Origin of the sequence: Novilysobacter viscosus, assembly GCF_046600715.1 — a bacterium.
Taxonomy (GTDB): Bacteria; Pseudomonadota; Gammaproteobacteria; order Xanthomonadales; family Xanthomonadaceae; genus Lysobacter_C; species Lysobacter_C viscosus.
On record NZ_JBJMAV010000003.1, the window covers coordinates 189,547 to 207,837 of the forward strand.

Here is an 18,291-nt window from a genome sequence, read left to right on the forward strand (position 1 = left end):
GGGGAAACAGGTCGATGACCGAAGCACACTTCAAACCCGGTGATCTCCACGCTGTCGCGATGTTCCTGCGGCTGGAGCTGGAGAAACTCTCGCGGCAGGTGAGGACATTCGACGCCGCCGCGCAGGGGGGGCGGCGCCTCCAGCGCGCGACCCTTGCGCGGATGGACGCACTGGCGGGGGAGCTTCAGCAGCTGCTGGAACGGCTGCCGCTTCCCGCGCCGGTCGCCGGCGACGACAAGAGCCTGTTGTTGCTCGCACACCGGCTGGTGGACCAGCTGGTCGCCCTTGAGCATCGGGCTCGGGCGGAGATGGTCGACTCGGTCGCCGCTTTCGACGGGCAGCTGGAACGCGAGAGGGAGGCACGCGACGCGGCGACGCTCGCCCGGGATCATTCCGTGGAGCTGCTGGATGGGGCGCTCGAGCGCCTGCAGCAGAGCGATGCCCGTGGTGCCGAAGCGATAGCGCGGAGCCGTGGCGTAGCCGATGAGCTCAAGGAGCTCCATCGGCGGATCGAGCTCGGTGAGCGCATGTTCGGCACCCCCCAGCAGCATGTGGAGGCGGCACGGAAAAGCGCGGCAGCGATCGAGGGAATTTCCCGCTCGCTCCCGTTCCAGCTGGGGTACCTGGCGACCACTGCCGTACGCAGGCCCTGGAACATCGCGGGCCACCTGCGGGCGTCGGTCCGCCTGGTGCGCGAGGCCATCGATCGGGTGAAGGCGCGAAGGCGCGGCCTGGCCCGCCAGCCCAATGACGTGCTCGGCGTGCCCCTCCCGCTCGAGTGGAAGGCGGCACTGGAAGACGCGCGCAGGCGCGCGTCTCTGCCGGCCCGGGACACCGCAGCGTCCGTGGGCGCGGTCGCCGCGCGATCGCCCGCGCTGCTGCAGGGGGGGCCGGCGAGCGTTCGCGAGGCGCGGGTCGCGATCATCGCCGACGAGTTCACCTGCGCCGACCTCCAGTCCCATTGCCACATGCTTGCGTTGTCACGGAAACGCTGGCGCCAGGACCTGGAGCAATTCAAGCCGCACATCGTGCTGGTGGAGTCTGCCTGGAAGGCGAACCGCGGCGACTGGGCGGGCCACGTGGAGTCGGCCAGTCCAGAGCTTCGCTCCGTGCTGCAGTTCTGCAGGACGCAAGGCATTCCCACGGTGTTCTGGAACAAGGAGGATCCGGTCCACTATGACCACTTCTTCCGCACCGCTTCGCTTTTCGACCACGTCGCCACCACGGACGTGGACTGCATCCAGAGCTATCGCGCCGCCCTGGGACATGACCGGGTATTCCTGCTGCCGTTCGGCGTGGACCCGCTCCGGCGCAACCCCGTAACGTCCGGCGCGCGGCGCAACGCCTGCAGTTTCGCGGGCTCCTGGTACCCGCAGTATCCGCGTCGGAACGAATCGCTGCAGACGCTGTGCGAGGTGGTGGGCGGTTACGTGCCCGTCGACATCTACGACCGCGACAGTGCCGCGGGCAGCGGTTTCCCCGATGGCCTTCGCGAGCTGGTCGCGGGGAGTCTGCCGTTCAATGCCATCGACGTCGCCTACAAGGGCTACCGCTACGGCATCACGCTCAACAGCGCCCCCGATTCGCAGACCATGATCGCCCGGCGCCTGTTCGACCTGATGGCCTCCGGCACGGTCGTGGTGAGCAACTACTCGCGGGCGGTCCGCCTGCTGTTCGGTGACCTGGTCATCTGCGCCGACGATCCCGCCGAACTGCGCCGGCAGTGGGAACACCTGCATGCCAGTCCGGGACGCGTCGAGGCCACGCGCGTGGCCGCGCTGCGCAAGGTGCTGGGGGAGCACACCGTCGAGCACCGGCTGGCCTCCCTGCTGGGCCGCGTCTTCGGCAGGGCCTATGGCGTGGAGTGCCCCAAGGTGGCCGTGGTGGCGGCGGTGCGCTCGCAAGCGCAGCATGACGCGGTAGTCGAAGCCTTCGGGCGGCAAGCCTACGCCGCGCGTGAGCTCCACCTCGTATTCCTGGATGGCTATCGCCCGGGCATTGCGCCGCGGATGCCGGGCGTGGTGGTCCACTCCCTTCGCGAGGCGCGGGACCTGGCCCTGTTCGAGGCCATCAGCGCCAAGCTGGTGGCGTGCTTCTGCGCGGAGGACTACTACGGTCCGGACTACCTGGGCGATCTGGTCAATGCACTGCGTTACACGGGGCGCGCGTGCGTTGGCAAGGACGCCCACTGGCGCTCGGAGGGCGGCGCCCCCGCTGTGGTGGACGGCCAGCGGTTCGAACAGGTCGACCGGTTGCAGCTCCGGCGGGCGCTGATTCCACTGCGCGCGCTGCCGCACGGGTCGCTCGCGGCGCTGGCCACCCAGATCGACAGCGGGGAGTTCGAAGGCGACAGCTGCTTCGCGGTGGATGCGTTCGGCTACTGCGAACGCGGCGCAGGGGCGTCCATCGAGGGCGTTGATGCACGGATGCCCGAGGACTCGGGGCTCCCCTTGCGTGCTATCGAGGACGCCGTGGAGCGCCACGCCTCGCGCGGCGCCAACATGACGGCCGACAACCTGCCGATCCCGGGCCTGGCGGAATTGTTCCCCAAGGCAAACCATGCCCACGGCGCCATCCAGGTGCGCCACGGCGCGGTGGTTTCGATCACCTCGACGCTGGCCGAAGGAAAGTGGAGCTACGTCTACGGGGTCGAGCCACTGCGCGTCTCGTCCATCGCACCCGGGCGCAAGTTGCGCTTCCAGTTGACCGGCCGGGGGCGAATGTCCGCCAAGCTGGTGGTGATCTTCCTGGACGCCGAGGAACAGCGCATCGGCTCGGTCCAGGCGGCATTCAATGCGCCGCAAAGGATCACGATCCCCGATGGATGCGAATGGGTCCGGCTGGGAATCCGCTTTACCGGCCCGGGGCGCCTGGACCTGTCGCGCCTGACGGTCGGTGCCCGCAGGGAACGGTCGCAGGGCCGCATCGTCATCGAGCGCGCCCCCCGCCTGCTGCTGGCCAAGGGCTATCCGAGCCACCAGCGGCTCTACCACTACAGCTTCATCCACCGCCGGGTTAAGTCCTACCGGGCGAACGGTCTTGAACACGCGGTGTTCCGTTGGAGCCCGGGGCAGCTCTCGTTCGAAGAGTTCCAGGGCATTGACGTGATCGCCGGCGGTGGCGAGCACTTGTCGGGACTGGTCCACGACAACGAATTCGAGTCGATCGACGTGCATCCGCTGTACCCGGAAATGTGGGCGCAGCTGGAGGACCTGGTCGGACGGGTACGCATGAACATCTGGGTCCACGGTGCGGAGATCCAGCCGTGGTACCGGCGCGCGTTCAACTATCCGAAGGGGCCGACCCGGGACCGTGCCGTACGCGCCACTGCCAACCGGCTTGCGATGTGGCGCCGCATCTTCCGGATGCGCCATCCGAACGTCCACCTCGTCTTCGTCTCCGAGTACCTCGCCCGGCAGGCGATGGCCGATGTGGGCATCGACCTGGCACCGTGGCAGTACAGCATCATCCACAACTTCATCGACCCGGACGTCTTCGACTACCGCGAGAAGGACGCCAGCCAGCGCACGAAGATCCTTTCGATCCGCCCATACAACTCGCCGGTCTATGCCAATGACCTTGCGGTGCGTGCGGTACTGGATCTTGCAAAGGATCCGATCTTCGAGGAACTGGAGTTCCTGTTCATCGGCGACGGCGAACTGTTCGACGAGACGCTCGAGCCACTTCGCGGGTTCTCCAACGTGGAGATCCGCCGCGGGTTCCTGACCCAGCACCAGATCGCCGAACTGCACAAGGACCATGGCCTGTTCCTGGTCCCCAGCCGGATGGACAGCCAGGGCGTATCACGCGATGAGGCGATGGCGTCGGGCCTGGTGCCTTTGACGAATGCGGTGGCCGCGATTCCGGAGTTCGTGGATGACTCCGTGGGCGTCATGGCGCCGCCGGAGGACTGGCGGATGCTCGCGGAAGGCGTGCGGCGCATGTACCACGACCCGGCCCTGTTCCTGTCGCGCTCCCGTGCGGCCGCCCAGCGAGTACGGGCGCAATCGGGGTATGCCTCGACGATCGTCCGCGAAATCGCCCTGATCGAGCGGGGCGAGGCTGACGCCGCCCACGTCGTCGCAGCCCGCCCGGGGGCAGTGCGCCGCAGGTTCGCCGTTTACGGGGACCTCAACCTCAACATCACCGACGGCTCTGCCGTGTGGGCCGCATCGCTGGTCCAGGTCCTCGCGGGCCTGGAAAATGCCGAAGTGACCTTGTTCCTGAAGGCGCCGGTTACCGCGTTGCACATCATCGAACCGCTGCTGTCGCTGGACAATGTGCGCCTGGTGGAGCCCGACACCGATGATGCGCCCGTACTGGGGGTCGAGTCGGCCCTGGCGGCGATCGAGCAGCACGACAGGGCCAATCGATTCGATGCGATCGTCCTGCGGGGATTCGACCTGTGCTCGGCCGCCACCCGGCACGAGCGGTTGCAGGGACGGCTGTGGGTCTACATCACCGACCTGCCGCAGACGCGCGACGCACTGGACGACCAGTCGCGGGAGCGGATCACGCGGATCATTGCGCATGCCGGCCGCGTCCTCTGCCAGACACCGCAGTTCGAGGCCCACCTGCTGGACTGCTTCCCCGATGCCGCCGGCAGGACGGCCCTGCTGCCTCCCATGATTCCGCCGTCCTCGCTGGCCGAGGATCCCGCACGGGTGGATGGACCGGCGCGGCTGGTCTATGCGGGCAAGTTCGCGCCCCTGTGGGGCATCCGGGAGATGTTCAACGCCTTCGCCCGGTTGCGCGACAACAGCCCCGGCATCGAGCTGCACGTCTTTGGCGACAAGATCCACCACGTGCACGACGACCTTGAGTTCCGCCCGGAGATCGCCGCAAGCCTGGAGTCGACCCCGGGGCTGGTGTGGCACCGCCAGGTAAGCCGCGAACACCTCTATGCGGAGCTGCCCGGCTACGACATCGGCTGGGCCTGGCGCCACGCCGAGCTGGAGGCGGCCACCCATGAGCTGTCCACCAAGGTGCTCGAATACGCCGCGTGTGGGCTCCCCACCATCGTGTACCCCAACGAGGTCAACGTCGGCGTGCTCGGAACGGAATATCCGTTGTACGCCCGGGACGGGGAGGAGGCGGTACGCGTGATCTCAGCCATGCTCCAGCAACCCGGGCGACTGGCGAGCCTGCGAACCGAACTGCGGGCCGTCGCGTCCCGATACACCTTCAAGGCGGTGCGGGAGCAGTACGTTGCCCCGTTGGTCCGCACGCTGGGCACGGAATCCGACGCAGGTGGCGGAGTACCCGACCAATGAACCCGTGGATGCTCGCCGCGGCGGTCGCCGCATTGCTGCTGCTGGCCGCGATCCGCGTCGGTGAAGGCCGCCACCGTCGCATCCTGGTGCCGAGCGTCGTGCTGGGGGGGTTGGCAATGGTCCTCGCGCTGGGCTGGGGCGCCCGTGCGTCGGGTTACTACCCCAGCAGCCGCGCCCTGAGGCTGGCGAAGCAGGTCAGTATCGAGCTGGCCGAGGCGGCGCGCGATCCGGCCGTGCAACGCGTGATCATCATCGAAGGTAGCAGCTATACCGCCCGTGGCCTCGACGGCTCCATGCTGGCCCGGCTGCTGACGCGCGGCAGCGGCACCAAGACCGCCGTCGTGCAGATGAGCCTGGACGGGGCCAACCACTTCGAGCGCTCCTGGCTGCTGGACATTGCGCTCGATCAGCTCACCCGGCCGGAGAGGCAGGCGCTGGAAGCGAAGGAAGTGACGCTGCTGCTGGAGATCCAGCGTGGCTACGACTATTCACCGCTCAATGGATTCGTGCGCAACCTGCGTACGTGGCGTACGTACGCCTACATGACACCCGGGAATTCGCTCGATGGACTGCGCTCGGTCTGGTCGCTTGGAGGGAAGGCGCCCGAGTCGGCCGCCTCGCTCCTGTCGCCAGCTGCCGAGCATGCGGCGGTGAACGCCATGGGCATCGGCCTTGCCCGCAGGGGTGCGCGCTTCGACGATACAAAGCCGGTCCACGGTTACCAGCCGCTCAAACGAAGCAAGCGCGGCTACTCGCACGGTGACGGAATGTCGCAGGTGCTGGAGGCAGCGCAGGCCATGGATGATTCGGTGGCTCCGCCAATGGAGGCCGTGCCCTGGGTCAAGGACCTGCGCGTTCCACGCTACCGGGCGTTGCTGGGCAACCTGCTGGATTCGACCGCGTTCTTCGCGGTGCCAAGCACCGAGGTCGCCGACATCGAGTACGTCCGCGCGTTCTGCGCCGGCGCGACCGACCGCCCTTGCATCGAGTACCGCGACCCGGCCCTGCTCAAGCGGCTGCAGCGCAAGCCCGATTGGAACGATGCACGTCACATGCGCGTGTCGGGCGCGGAGAAGTTCACGCGCTGGTTCGCCCAGCGCTACATGCGCGACGTGATCGCGGAGAAGAACGGATGATTTTCACTTCAGGCATCTTTCTGGTGTTCTTCGTCCTCGTGTACGGGGTCTACTGGGCCCTGCTGCGCGGCCAGCGGGCGCGGGTCCTGTGGTTGCTGGCCGCGAGCCAGGTGTTCTACGGGTGGTGGGACTGGCGTTTCCTGGGCCTGATGTGGTTCGCCATCCTGACCAGCCACGTGGCCGGCCTCGCGATCGAGCGTGGACAACGGCCCCGCCTGGCGATGGGTGTCTCGATAGCCGTGATGCTCGGCATCCTGGCGGTCTTCAAGTACTTCAATTTCTTCGTCGATTCGGCAGCGATCCTGCTCGAAAGCCTGGGCCTGGCGCCTTCCGAGCACGTTCTTTCGATCATCCTTCCCGTCGGCATCAGTTTCTATACCTTCCAGGCGATCAGCTATGTAGTGGACGTGTGGCGACGGGACATCCGCGCGGAGCGGAGCGTCGTGGACACCGCGACCTACATCTCGTTCTTCCCGCAGCTGGTGGCCGGTCCCATCGTGCGTGCAGCGGACTTCCTGCCGCAGCTCCAGACGGCCAAGAGGTTCGACAGCGTCGACTTCCTCGTGGGTGCGAAGCTCTTCCTGATCGGCTTCATCTACAAGGCGATCTTCTCGGACAACATCTCGCCCTTCGTGGACAAGGTGTACGCCGACGTAGCTGCGTTCGACAACCACACGCTGGCCATGGCCACGCTTGGCTTCTACGCACAGATCTACTTCGACTTTGCCGGCTATTCGATCATGGCCATCGGTATCGCACGCATGTTCGGTTACCGGCTCATGCGCAACTTCAACTATCCGTACCTGTCTTCCAGCATCACCGAGTTCTGGCGCCGTTGGCACATTTCGCTGTCCAGTTGGCTTCGGGACTACCTGTACATACCGCTGGGGGGCAACCGGGGCGGGGAGGCAAAGCGCAGCCGCAACCTGATGATCACGATGCTGTTGGGCGGCCTCTGGCATGGTGCCAGCTGGAATTTCGTCGTATGGGGCGGCCTGCACGGCGGCGCGCTGGCCATCCACAAGGAGTTCGGCAAGTTCCGCAACCGGTTCATGCCCTCGGTACTACTCCCGCCGTTGCTCGGGTTCGCCCTGGCGTGGATCGTGACCCAGTTCTTCGTCTACCTGACCTGGATCCCGTTCCGGGCCGCGGACTTCGGCGACACCTCGGAGGTCCTGCGGGGCGTGTTCCAGATGCGGCATGACACCGGCCTCACGCGCGCTGCGATTCCTTATGCGCTCCTGATCGCGCCCATCGCCATCGACACGTTCGTGCTTGGACTGTCGGCTGGCCGGCGCCTCGCGGATCGCCTCCCCGCCTGGAGCAACGCGGTCGCGGCCTGTGTCATGGGCGCAGTGATGGCCGTACTGCTCTTCATGATGCCGCTCGAAGTGAGCAGCTTCATCTATTTCCAGTTCTAGCCCGGTCGCACCACTTTCTTCCTTCCACCCCCATCCAGGAGTCCACCATGTTCCCGATCCGTTATGCAGCCATTGTCCTGATGGCATTCGCTCTCGCCGCATGCGAGCAGAAGCCCGCCGCGAAACCCGCTTCCCAGGCCCCTGAACCCGCAGAGGTGGGCGATACGGCAGCACCGGCGGCAACGGCGGTGTCGGCAGACGAGTTCATGGCCGGGCTGGCCCTGGACTTTCCCCACCAGGTCACCAACCAGCGCCGGGTCCGCCAGAAGGGCGGCGGACGCGCTGACGTGATTGCCATCGACTACACCGAGGGCAGCGTGCGGACGATCGACCGCCAGATGGCGGCGGCATTGCGTGCCGCGGGCTTCGAGCGCGGTGAGCGCACCGTCGTGCCGGGCGGCGTGCGGGTGGCCTACGAGGCCCAGGACGGTCGCCGCGTTTCGACCATGATCCGCAACAAGAAGTACCTCGGCGACCGCGTCGCGGAGACTTCCGCTGGCCAGGTCAGCCTCAGCTACGTTGCCAACTGATTCACCCGGGGTTCCGCCTACGGGCGGAACCCCGTGCCGGGCTCTACAAGAACCGGCAGCTCAATAGGTGGAGATGTCGCGCTCGTATTCGAATGCATCGAAGTCGGCTGCGAAGCGCTCTGCGACAAGCGCCGCCAGTTCGGGCGTATAGAACTCGCGCAGTTTGCCGCCGGCATTGGTTGCCCTCGGTGACTTGTTGACGTCCTTGTTCGCCATCTCCGGACGCAGCTCGCCCCAGATGCGGCTGCTGACGACGGCCATGTCCTGCCAGAGCCGCTCGAACTTGCCGATGAAGTCGAACTCGACGTCCCCATAGAGGATATCGTCGGCCTGGACCCGCCAATGCGAGTTCTGGGTGTTGGAGCCCTGGGCGCAGATCGCCTGGATGAATGACTCGAAGCTGACGTCCTCGGTTGCTTCGCCGCGGCCCTTAAGGAACGCGTTGAGCTGGCGCCGCGGCTTGCTCGACGCGGTGAGGATGCGATCCAGGTAGCACGAGAGCAGCCGCGAGTACGGATTGCGGACGAAGGCGAAGCGGAAGTAGTTGCCGCTGTTGAGCACTTCCCGGAGCAGGTCCGGGGGCAGCTGGTACGGCGACAGCAAGGGCGAGCTGCGTTTGTCGTACAACGTCACGGTCTTCTTGCCGACCGGCGCATATTCGATTTCGAACAGGCTGTTCTTGATCGAACTGTTGGCGACCTTGTCGACCGCGAAGTACACGTAGCGGTTCCGGAGCGAGATATTGGTGTTGTTCTCGAAATCGAACAGCTTCTTGCGGTGCTTGATCAAGGAGGGGTCGTACAAGGCCATTGCGATTTCCGGGCGGAGAATCGGGCAAGTATATAGGGCGCCCGATCGACGGGCCTGCCCGTGGTGCCGGCCAGGACCGGCCGGCGCACCACCTCGAAACTAGAGCGCCGGGGCCGGGGCGGCGAGATGCGAGGTCACCACGGTCGCGATGCGGGCTGCCGCCTGACCGTCACCGTAGGGATTGTGGGCGCGCGCCATCGACTCGTAAGCTGCGGCATCGTCCAGCAGGCGGCCGGCTTCGGACACGATGCGCTCCCGGAGCGTGCCCACCAACCGGACCGTCCCGGCCTCCACCGCCTCGGGCCGCTCGGTCGTCTCGCGCATCACCAGTACCGGCTTGCCCAGCGAAGGCGCTTCCTCCTGGACCCCACCGGAGTCGGTCAGGATCAGGTGCGAGCGCGTCATCAGGTAGACGAATGGCAGGTACTCCTGGGGTTCGATCAGCACCACGCCCTCGCACCCGCCCAGGATCCGGCGGACCGGCTCCTGGACGTTGGGGTTCAGGTGGACCGGATACACCACCTGTACATCGCCACGGTCGGCAAGTTCGGCCAGGGCGGCGCACATCTGCTCGAACCCGCCACCGAAGTTTTCGCGCCGGTGTCCGGTAACAAGGATCAGTCGCTTGGATTGGTCAAGGAAGGGGAACCGCGCGGCAAGCGCCTGCTTCAAGCCGGAGTCGGCGTCGATCTTCGCGGCTACCGACAGCAGTGCATCAATGACCGTGTTGCCGGTGACGTGGACGTGGCCTGCGTCGATGCCTTCCGCCAGCAGGTTGTCGCGCGACCGCGGAGTCGGCGCGAAGTGGAGCTGCGTCAGCGGCGCGGTGAGCCGTCTGTTGGCCTCTTCGGGCCAGGGTGCCTGCATGTCGCCGGTTCGCAGTCCCGCTTCCACGTGTCCTACCGGCACCTTCGCGTAGAACGCGGCGAGGGAGGCGGCCAACGTCGTGCTGGTGTCGCCGTGGACCAGCACCAGGTCCGGGCGGCGCGCCTCGAGCACCCCGCCCATGCCGAGCAGGATCTTGCTGAAGGCACCGGGAAGTGTCTGACCCGGTTCCATGACGTCCAGGTCGTCATCGGGGACGATATCGAACAGGTCGAGCACCTGGTCGAGCATCTGCCGATGCTGCGCCGTGACCGCCACCAGCGTGTCGATGCCGGGCAACGCCTTCAACGCGGACACGACGGGCGCCATCTTTATGGCCTCCGGGCGCGTGCCGAAGACCACCATCACCTTCTTGTTCAAGCCGTGTTCCTCGGGCTCAGGCCAGCGCCTGCTCAAGCTCGGGCAGCACCTTGAACAGGTCGCCCACCAGGCCGATGTCGGCGATCTCGAAGATCGCCGAATCCGGATCCTTGTTGATCGCCACGATGGTGCCGGCGTCCTTGATCCCCGTGAGGTGCTGGATCGCGCCGCTGATGCCGATGGCCATGTACAGCTCGGGCGCGATGATCTTGCCGGTCTGCCCGACCTGCAGTTCGTTGGGGACGTAACCGGCGTCCACCGCCGCGCGCGAGGCACCCACCGCTGCGCCGATCCTGTCGGCGAAGTCGTAGATGATCTTGAAGTTCTCCGCCGAGCCCACGCCGCGGCCGCCGGATACCACCCGGCGCGCACTCTGCAGGTCGGGACGGTCGGTGTCGCCCGCCGCCAGGCCGATGAAGCGGGTGTGGGTCGGCAGTTGGGCATCGACCGAAGCCGCCTCGACCGCCGCGCCGCCACCCTGGCCGGCTTCGGGCCACGACGCGGTGCGCACGGTGGCCACCACGGTGTGGTCGCCTGGCGCCTCCACGGTCACGATGGCGTTGCCGGCATAGATCGGACGCTTGAACGTGTGGCTGCCCTCGACCGCCATCACGTCCGACACCTGCGCCACCCCGAGCAGGGCTGCCACGCAGGGCATCAGGTCCTTGCCGAAGGTGGTGGACGGACCGAACACATGGCTGTAACCCCCGGCGAGCTTGGCGACCTGGGGTGCAAGGACCTGGGCGATGGCGTGTTCATTGGCGGGGTTGGCCACCGCGAGCACGCGGGCCACCCCGTCGAGCTTGGCCGCCTGCGACGCGACGTCGGTCGGGTCGGCGGCAAGCACCACTACGTCGATGGACTCCGGCGACAGCGCCTGCGCGGCACTCACGCACTTGGCGGTGGAGCCGTTGAGCTGGCCGTTGAGGTGCTCGGCGATGATCAGGACCTTGGACATGTTCGGAATCCTTCTACTGGTCGTCCCCGTGCGGGCGGGGAACCGGTGACTCGGGGTGGGCGCCGGAGCGGCGCCGGGTGGCCGCATTCAGCGGCAGGCAACAACAGGCAGCCTTCGCGAAGCGGCGCTCAGAGCAGGCCCTTGGCCTTTAGCGCTGCCACCAATTCGGCGGCGTCCTTCACCATCACGCCCTTGCCGCGCTTGGCCGGGGCCGCGTGCGACAGCGTCTTGAGGGTGTCGCCCACGTCCACGCCGAGCTCCTCGAACGCAATGGTTTCCAGCGGCTTGCTCTTGGCCTTCATGATGTCGGGCAGCTTGATGAAGCGCGGTTCGTTCAGGCGCAGGTCGGTGGTGACGACGGCCGGCAGGTCCACTTCAAGCGTCTCCAGGCCGGCGTCGACTTCGCGGGTCACGGTGGCCTTGCCGTCGGCAACTTCGACCTTGGACGCGAACGTCGCCTGCGGGCGGCCCCACAGCGTGGCGAGCATCTGTCCGGTCTGGCTGGCGTCGTCATCGATCGCCTGCTTGCCCAGGATCACCAGGTCCGGCTGCTCCTTCTCGATCAGCTTCAGGAACGTCCGCGCGGCGGTCAGCGACTGGATCGGCTGGTCGGTCACTACGTGCACCGCGCGATTGGCTCCCATCGCCAGGCCGTTCCTCAGGTGCGCTTGCGCATTCGCCGGGGCGATGGTGGCCACGACCACCTCGGTCGCGATGCCTTTGTCGCGCAGCCGCAACGCTTCTTCCAGGGCGATCTCGTCGAAGGGGTTGGCCGACAGCTTGACGCCGTCGGTGACAACGCCCGAGCCATCGGGCTTGACCTGGATGCGGACGTTGTAGTCCACCACGCGCTTGTAGCCGACGAGGATCTTCATCGTGCGGGATTCCTGTAACCGGTGCGGGGGAGGCCGGCCCCGGGGGCCGGTGACCGGCCATTCTAGCCGAGCACCGCGGGCGCCGCAGGCTGGCGGGTCCCTCGGCTATGCTGGCCACCCCCACGGAGGTGCCCAATGCTGCATCCGGTCGTGCTCAGTGGCGGCAGCGGTACCCGCCTGTGGCCGCTGTCGCGCAAGAACCTGCCCAAGCAGTTCCTGGCGCTGGTTGGCGAGCGCTCGCTCTACCAGGAAACCGTGCTCCGGGCCGCAGCGCTTCCCGACGCGCAGCCGCCCATCACCGTCTGCAGCGACGACCACCGGTTCATGGTCGGCGAGCAGCTGCAGGCCATTGGTGTACGCGGTGGCGGCATCCTGCTCGAGCCGGCGGCGCGCAACACCGCGCCCGCCATCGCGCTGGCCGCACTGCATGCGATGGAACGCGATGCGTCGGCGACCCTGCTGGTCATGCCGGCCGACCACCTGATCGAAGACGAGGCCGCGTTCCGCGAGGCGGTAGCCAAGGCGGCCTCGCTGGCCGCCGACGGCTGGCTGGTGGCGTTCGGAATCGAGCCCGATTACCCGGAAACGGGGTATGGATACGTCCGGCGCGGCGAGGCGCTGGGCACGTCGGGCTTCCGCATCGATCGCTTCGTCGAAAAGCCCGACCTTGCCACTGCCGAAGGCTACCTGGCCGAGGGCGGCTACGCCTGGAACTCGGGCATGTTCCTGTTCCCGGCTGCGCGCTATGTCGAAGAACTGGGCCGCCATGCGCCGGCGATCCTGGACGCGGTGCGCCGTGCCTACGCCGCAGCGACGATCGACCTGGACTTCACCCGTATCGACGAGCCGGCATTCACGGCCAGTCCGAGCGATTCAATCGACTACGCGGTCATGGAAAAGACCGGGCGCGCGGCGGTGGTGCCCGTGAGCTGCGGATGGAGCGACATCGGCTCGTGGTCCTCGCTGTGGTCGGTGGCCGAGCGCGATGCCGATGGCAACCACCACGAAGGCGACGTGATCTCGGTGGACACCACCGGCAGCCTGGTCCGCGCCAGCGCGCGCCGGCTGGTGGCGACGATCGGGGTGGAGGACCTGGTGATCATCGATACCGCCGATGCGACCCTGGTGGCCCGCAAGGATCGGGTCCAGGACGTCAAGGCGGTGGTCGATGCGCTCAGTGCGGCCGGTCGTACCGAACACCTCTCGCACCGGAAGGTCTACCGGCCCTGGGGCAGCTACGACTCGATCGGCGTGGGGCCGCGCTTCCAGGTCAAGCGGATCGTGGTCAAGCCCGGCGCCGCGCTCAGCCTGCAGAAGCATGCGCACCGGGCCGAGCACTGGGTGGTGGTGTCGGGGGTGGCGGAGGTGACCTGCGACGACCGGGTGTTCGACCTGCACGAAAACCAGAGCACCTACATCCCGTTGGGCGCCGTGCACCGATTGCGCAACCGAGGCAGCGAGCCGGTCGAGTTGATCGAGGTGCAGTCGGGCAGTTACCTGGGCGAGGACGACATCGTCCGGCTGGAAGACGCATACGGGCGGTCCTGAAACCGGCCCCGCCGGCATCGGCCGAACGTACGGTTCGGTCCGGTCATCCACTGGCGGTAGACTTGCCGCCCATCCCGCAATGGAGTTGTCCGATGGCCCAGGCCACCGCCGCGCCGGCTGCGCGCGATCCCAGGAACAAGGTCTACCCGAGCGCCGCCGCGGCGCTGGACGGGCTGGTCGCCGACAACCAGACGCTGGCGGTAGGCGGCTTCGGTTTGTGCGGCATACCGGAGGCACTGATCGCCGCGCTGCGTGACTCGGGCGCAAAGGGCCTAACCGCGATCTCCAACAACGCCGGCGTCGACGGCTTCGGCCTGGGGCTGCTGCTGGAAACGCGCCAGATCCGCAGGATGATTTCGTCCTACGTGGGCGAGAACAAGGAGTTCGAGCGGCAGTTCCTGGCCGGCGAGCTGGAACTCGAGTTCAACCCGCAGGGCACGCTTGCCGAGCGCCTGCGCGCCGGCGGCGCCGGCATCCCTGCGTTCTTCACCGCCACCGGCTACGGCACCGTGGTGGCGGAAGGCAAGGAAACGCGGGAGTTCGACGGCACGCACTTCGTGCTGGAAACCGCGCTGACCGCCGACGTGTCGCTGGTCAAGGCGTGGAAGGCCGACAAGGCCGGCAACCTCGTCTTCCGCAAGACCGCGCGCAATTTCAACCCGGCCTGCGCGATGGCCGGCAGGGTGTGCGTGGCGGAGGTCGAGGAGCTGGTGGAGGTGGGCGACATCGACCCGGACCACGTGCATCTGCCCGGCATCTACGTCGACCGCATCGTCCACAACCCGACCCCCGAGAAGCGCATCGAACAGCGCACCGTGCGAGGAGCGAAGTAATGGCCTGGACCCGCGACGAAATGGCACAGCGCGCGGCGCGCGAACTGACCGACGGCGCCTACGTGAACCTGGGGATCGGCCTGCCGACGCTGGTCGCCAACCACATCCCGGATGGCGTGGACGTGTGGCTGCAGAGCGAGAACGGCCTGCTCGGCATCGGCCCGTTCCCGACCGAGGGCGAGGTCGACGCCGACCTGATCAACGCCGGCAAGCAAACGGTGACGGCACGCAAGGGTGCCGCCTACTTCGGCAGCGACGACTCGTTCGCGATGATCCGCGGTGGCCACATCGACCTGGCGATCCTGGGTGCGATGCAGGTGACGGACAAGGGCGACCTGGCCAACTGGATGGTGCCGGGCAAGATGGTGAAGGGCATGGGCGGGGCGATGGACCTGGTCGCCGGGGTGAAGCGCGTGGTGGTGCTGATGGAGCACACCGCCAAGGACGGCAGCCACAAGATCCTGCCCGAGTGCACGCTGCCGCTGACCGGGGTGCGCGTGGTCGACCGGATCATCACCGACCTGGCGGTGTTCGACGTGACGGCCGAAGGACTGGTGCTGGTGGAGATGGCGCCCGACGTGGTCGAGGAGGACCTCGCCGACCAGACGGGCTGCCCCTACAGTCGCGCCACGTAGGCCAACGCTGAACCCGTTGCAACCTGAATGGGTGAATCCAGTCCCGTTGGGGTGCCGTACTGTATAGGGCACGTGAAGGCAACGTAGACTGCGGATGCGGGTCCGGGGGGGCCCGGCGACGTTCGCGTCGCCACCACATACAGGGGGTTGCAGATGAATATCAGGGTTGCATGGGTGCTGGCACTGGCCGTCCTGGCGGGCTGCTCGAGCGAATGGACCGCGGGCCTTGGCCAGCAGCAGGTCGGGGCGACCGATCCGGCGGCGGGTTTCGAGGGGTCCCTGCCACTCGCCGACAATGCCCGCAAGCCGCGGACGGGCGGCTTCGCCGGCGCACCTGACCGGGGTGACCTTCTGCAGTATCCGGCCGAGCCGGTCGTGCGACGCACCGGGGCCTACACCTGGCACTCTGCCGGCCTCAGCGAAGAGCACGCCATGCGCGCCATCGTGGAAGGACGGATGGGCGTCACCGCACCCGACGGCACTCCGATCGCACTCGACTACGTGCGCCATGTGGAACACCCCGACGGCAACTGGAGCTGGATCGGCCGCAACGCGGACGCGCCCGGCCAGGACGCGGTGGTCACGTTTGGTCCGGAAGCGGTCTTCGGCTCGATCCCGCAGGGGGGCGAGCTGCCGCCGCTGCGCCTGACCATGGCCGATGGCTCGGGCTGGGTGGTATCCGCCGATCCGCGGCAACTGTCCCTGATCCGCAACGAAGCCACCCATCCCACCCGGCCCGACTACCTGGTGCCGCCGAAGCTCTCGTCGGCCGGAACGACTGCCGGCGGCATGACCATGGCCGGCGCGCAGGCCCAGTCCGCCACCACCAGCGCGACCACCACGGTCGACGTACTGGTCGGTTACACCCAGGGCTTCGCCAGCGCACGCGGCGGTACCTCGGCCGCGGTCACCCGCGTCCATAACCTGGTGGACATCACCAACCAGGCGTACGTCAACAGCCAGGTCGATGCACGGCTGCGGCTGGTGCATTCGATGCAGGTGACCTATCCGGACACCAATGACAACGGCACCGCGCTCGAGGAGCTGACCGGCTTCCAGGCGCCGTCGACCCGGACCACGCCGGCGCCGGCTTTCAATGGCCTGCGCGCCGCACGCGACCAGTACGGCGCCGACTTGGTTGTGCTCGTGCGCAGGTTCCAGACACCCGAAAACCAGGGCTGCGGCATCGCCTGGTTGATCGGCGGTGGCAGGTCGGGCATCGAGCAGCGCGACGAGTTCTTCGGCTACTCGGTGGTCGGCGACGGCCAGGACGAGGGCACCGACGGCAAGACCTATTTCTGCCGCGAGGAAACGTTCGCCCACGAAGTCGGCCACAACATGGGCTCCCAGCATGACCGGGAAACCGCGACGGATGAAAGCGACGGCTTGAAGTACGGCGTGTTCGATTACTCGTTCGGCCACAAGACCGATGCAGTAGCGGGCAATCTCTATACCGTCATGGCATACGGCGACTCGGGGCAGACTTCGTACCGTGTCTTCTCCAATCCCTCGATCACCTATTGCGGCGGTCGCGCGTGTGGCGTGGCCAACCAGGCCGACAATGCGCGCAGCCTGCGGCAGGTCATCCCGACCCTGGCGTCGTTCCGCGGCACCGTGATCGTGGATGCGCCTACGGTGCTGCCGAAGCTCGATGTCGACGGGAGTGGCAGCACCGACCTGATGTGGTTCAAGCCCGGCTCGGTCGGCATCTGGCTGATGCGCGGCTACACGGTTACCGGACAGGACGTGTATTCCCCGGCCAGCAACCTGATCCCGTACGTCGAAGGCGAGTTCAACGACACAGATGGCCGTGACATCGCCCTGCGCGACAACACCGGCAAGCTGATCTTCTGGCTGGGCGGCCCCACCTACCGGCGTTCGCCGACCGAGTACGCGATGTCCCTCGGCTGGCGGTTGCAGGCGTCGGGGGACCACAACGGCGACGGCATCTCCGACCTGTACTGGCGCAGCGCGGCGGACGGCCGGTTGATGTACTGGCAGATGGGTGCCAACCAGCAGCGCGTGTCGTACCGGGCGTTTGCCCAGTCGCCCGACGCCGACCTGCTGATGTCGGGCGATTTCAATGGCGACGGGCGCAGCGACCTGTTCTTCCGCACCCGGGCGGACGGTGCCTCGGAGATCTGGCTGTCCAGCGGCACCGGCTACACGATCGTGCCGCAGGGTTCGATGTCGAAGTATTGGCGACCGGCCGGTGCGGCCGACTATGACGGCGACGGCGACGATGACCTGGTATGGCGCAGCTCCATCGATCACCGGGTGCTGGTGTGGATCATGGAAGACGGCGTCCGCCAGGACCTGGCCGTGTTCAATTCCGAAAGCGACCGCCAACTGATGATGGTGGGCTACCTCAACGACGACAGGCGGCTGGACCTGGTCTGGCGGCGTGCCGATGGCGCCGTGAGCACCTGGCTCAACACCGGCAGCGGATTCGAGAGCCGGTACGTCGGCGTCCGTGACACTTCGTGGTCGCTTTTCGTCGGCGGCAGGTAGGCCGCCACAGCCCCGCCCCCGGGGGGCGCATAAGGCGGCGTCGGGACCGGCCGGGGAAGTCCGGCCCCGGTCCGGGAGAAGGTACGCAGGACGTCAGACGCCGCGAGAGCAGTTCCGGGGGCGCGGCTCGCCCGCCCGTCCCTTCGTGCGCCTGTCTGGTGAAGCCGCTCGAAGGGCCGGAACCCGGACGCCTGGACACCCGTCGCGCATCCGTTCTGGCAATGAGGTCTCTTGCCCGGCAGTTCGCGGGATGGGTCCGTGGTCCGAACGGGATCCCACCGCGACCGGGCGCTGCCGAGGGTGGCGTGGCTGCCTCGGGGAGTGCAGGACTGCCCAGGGGACTGGCGCCGCTGCAGGCGACATAACGCGATGGTCATCCGGGGCGTCCGGGCATTCGATGGATCGGGTCTTTGCGCCCGCCCTGATCGGATTCTGCGGCGACCGCGCCAGAAGGGTAGCCAATCCGGCCAGCAAGCCGGGCAACATTTGACGCGGGCATCCGCAACCTTCGCCATT

12 protein-coding genes are annotated in these 18,291 nt (G+C 67.3%); 8 read left to right on the forward strand and 4 right to left on the reverse strand.

The window, feature by feature from the left end:
- Nucleotides 1–14 precede the first annotated feature (14 nt).
- Genes ACJQWL_RS06670 through ACJQWL_RS06685 form a run of 4 tightly spaced genes read left to right on the forward strand, consistent with a single transcriptional unit; the run spans nucleotide 15 to nucleotide 8,360 of the window.
- Complete coding sequence (locus ACJQWL_RS06670; protein ID WP_330968879.1) at nucleotides 15–5,273, forward strand: glycosyltransferase family protein; 5,259 nt, start codon at nucleotides 15–17, stop codon at nucleotides 5,271–5,273.
- On the forward strand, nucleotides 5,270–6,409 hold the full coding sequence (locus ACJQWL_RS06675) for a hypothetical protein (protein WP_330968878.1): 1,140 nt from the start codon (nucleotides 5,270–5,272) through the stop codon (nucleotides 6,407–6,409). Before ACJQWL_RS06670 ends, ACJQWL_RS06675 begins: the two co-directional genes overlap by 4 nt.
- A complete protein-coding gene (locus tag ACJQWL_RS06680; RefSeq protein ID WP_330968877.1) occupies nucleotides 6,406–7,830 on the forward strand; it encodes an MBOAT family O-acyltransferase in 1,425 nt (474 codons plus the stop codon). The genes ACJQWL_RS06675 and ACJQWL_RS06680 overlap by 4 nt, the downstream gene beginning before the upstream one ends.
- A 47-nt stretch (nucleotides 7,831–7,877) precedes the next feature.
- Nucleotides 7,878–8,360 carry a hypothetical protein gene (locus ACJQWL_RS06685; protein ID WP_330968876.1) on the forward strand — a complete coding sequence of 161 codons (483 nt, stop codon included), beginning with the start codon at nucleotides 7,878–7,880 and terminating at the stop codon, nucleotides 8,358–8,360.
- A 60-nt stretch (nucleotides 8,361–8,420) separates the two neighbouring features.
- On the opposite strand, the gene ACJQWL_RS06690 is transcribed toward ACJQWL_RS06685, so the two are convergent.
- The 4 genes from ACJQWL_RS06690 to ACJQWL_RS06705 all read right to left on the reverse strand — a co-directional run bounded on the left by ACJQWL_RS06690 (nucleotide 8,421) and on the right by ACJQWL_RS06705 (nucleotide 12,248).
- Nucleotides 8,421–9,170, reverse strand: coding sequence for a sulfotransferase family 2 domain-containing protein (locus ACJQWL_RS06690; RefSeq protein WP_330968875.1), 750 nt, complete (start codon nucleotides 9,168–9,170; stop codon nucleotides 8,421–8,423).
- Nucleotides 9,171–9,269: 99 nt separating this feature from the next.
- Nucleotides 9,270–10,415 carry a non-hydrolyzing UDP-N-acetylglucosamine 2-epimerase gene (wecB, locus tag ACJQWL_RS06695; RefSeq protein WP_330968874.1) on the reverse strand — a complete coding sequence of 382 codons (1,146 nt, stop codon included), beginning with the start codon at nucleotides 10,413–10,415 and terminating at the stop codon, nucleotides 9,270–9,272.
- A gap of 16 nt (nucleotides 10,416–10,431) precedes the next feature.
- Nucleotides 10,432–11,373 carry an electron transfer flavoprotein subunit alpha/FixB family protein gene (locus tag ACJQWL_RS06700; protein ID WP_330968873.1) on the reverse strand — a complete coding sequence of 314 codons (942 nt, stop codon included), beginning with the start codon at nucleotides 11,371–11,373 and terminating at the stop codon, nucleotides 10,432–10,434.
- A 128-nt stretch (nucleotides 11,374–11,501) separates the two neighbouring features.
- Complete coding sequence (locus ACJQWL_RS06705) at nucleotides 11,502–12,248, reverse strand: electron transfer flavoprotein subunit beta/FixA family protein (RefSeq protein WP_330968872.1); 747 nt, start codon at nucleotides 12,246–12,248, stop codon at nucleotides 11,502–11,504.
- Between the two features lie 135 nt (nucleotides 12,249–12,383).
- Here ACJQWL_RS06705 and ACJQWL_RS06710 point away from each other — a divergent pair, with 135 nt between their 5' ends.
- The 4 genes from ACJQWL_RS06710 to ACJQWL_RS06725 all read left to right on the forward strand — a co-directional run bounded on the left by ACJQWL_RS06710 (nucleotide 12,384) and on the right by ACJQWL_RS06725 (nucleotide 17,775).
- A complete protein-coding gene (locus ACJQWL_RS06710) occupies nucleotides 12,384–13,796 on the forward strand; it encodes a mannose-1-phosphate guanylyltransferase/mannose-6-phosphate isomerase (protein WP_330968871.1) in 1,413 nt (470 codons plus the stop codon).
- Nucleotides 13,797–13,888: 92 nt separating this feature from the next.
- Nucleotides 13,889–14,629: a CoA transferase subunit A gene (locus ACJQWL_RS06715; RefSeq protein WP_330968870.1), complete on the forward strand. Its 741-nt coding sequence runs from the start codon at nucleotides 13,889–13,891 to the stop codon at nucleotides 14,627–14,629.
- Nucleotides 14,629–15,264 carry a CoA transferase subunit B gene (locus ACJQWL_RS06720; RefSeq protein WP_330968869.1) on the forward strand — a complete coding sequence of 212 codons (636 nt, stop codon included), beginning with the start codon at nucleotides 14,629–14,631 and terminating at the stop codon, nucleotides 15,262–15,264. Before ACJQWL_RS06715 ends, ACJQWL_RS06720 begins: the two co-directional genes overlap by 1 nt.
- Before the next feature lie 153 nt (nucleotides 15,265–15,417).
- Nucleotides 15,418–17,775 (forward strand): reprolysin-like metallopeptidase, encoded by a 2,358-nt coding sequence (locus ACJQWL_RS06725; protein WP_330968868.1) that lies wholly within the window; start codon nucleotides 15,418–15,420, stop codon nucleotides 17,773–17,775.
- Nucleotides 17,776–18,291 lie beyond the last annotated feature (516 nt).